At 62.9% G+C, this 1,065-nt stretch carries 1 protein-coding gene; it reads left to right on the forward strand.

What is annotated here, in order from left to right:
- Positions 1 to 1,065: PLP-dependent transferase (locus ACXRVY_RS31105; protein ID WP_458239219.1), on the forward strand; the 1,065-nt coding region annotated here is incomplete at both ends.

Consider the following 1,065-nt stretch of genomic DNA (forward strand, 5'->3'; position numbering starts at 1 on the left):
GCCTATGTGCTGGAAGGTGGCGTGAGCAGCGGTCTGGCGTTGCCCGCAATCGAGGTTGAAGCTGAAGAGACGTTGCCATTGATCACGCCATTGGCACTGGCCGATGCGTTGAAGGATGACGCGGTCGCGTTGATCGATTTGCGCCCGAGCATGGCCTATCGCAAGGGCCATATTGCCAGCTCGCGCTGGTCGATCCGCTCGCTGTTGGCGACGCATGTAGCCGGTGAGAACCGGCCGTTGGTGTTGCTGGCCGATGATCCATTGCTGGCCGCTTTCGCGGCGCAGGAGTTGCCCGAAACCCAGCGTGCACAGCTGCGATTGCTGGACGGCGGACTGGCTGCCTGGCGTGCGGCCGGTTTTGTTGTGGAGGAAAGTCCAGACACGCCTGCCAATGGTCAGTGCATCGATTTCCTGTTCTTCACCCATGATCGCCACTCCGGCAACAAGGAGGCGGCGCGGCAGTACCTGGCCTGGGAAATCGGTTTGCTGGCGCAGATGAACGACGATGAAATCGCCAGTCTTAACCCCCTGCAGTCTCAAACCCGTGACGATGCGCGGGTGCGCACGCGCCTGGTTCATGCGGCGCGCACCGAGCAAGGCGTCGGTGGTCGATCAGTCAACGTGCCGGTCACCCGTTTAAGCACCGTGCTGTTCGATAACCTGGCGCAAATGCGCGACGCCCGCGCTCGCCGTGATAGCGAGCGGGTGCTGAGCTACGGCGCCCGTGGCAACCCGACGGCCTTCGCCCTGGAAGACCTGGTCACCGAGCTGGAAGGGGGTTATCGCACGCGCTTGTTCGGAACTGGCCTGGCAGCGGTCGCGCAGACCTTTCTGGCCTATCTGCGCCCCGGCGATCACGTGCTGATCACCGATGCGGTGTACGCACCGGTTCGACGTCTGGCCCGGGAGTTTCTCCAACCGTTCGGTATTCAGGTCAGCTACTTCGCCCCCGACGGCAGTGACTTGCAGGCGCAACTGCAAGCCAACACCCGAATGGTCTACACCGAAGTGCCGGGTTCCTTGCTCTACGAACTCTGCGACTTGCCGGCCATCGCCGCCCTGTGC

The sequence above is a fragment of the Pseudomonas sp. P5_A2_2 genome (assembly GCF_054177685.1).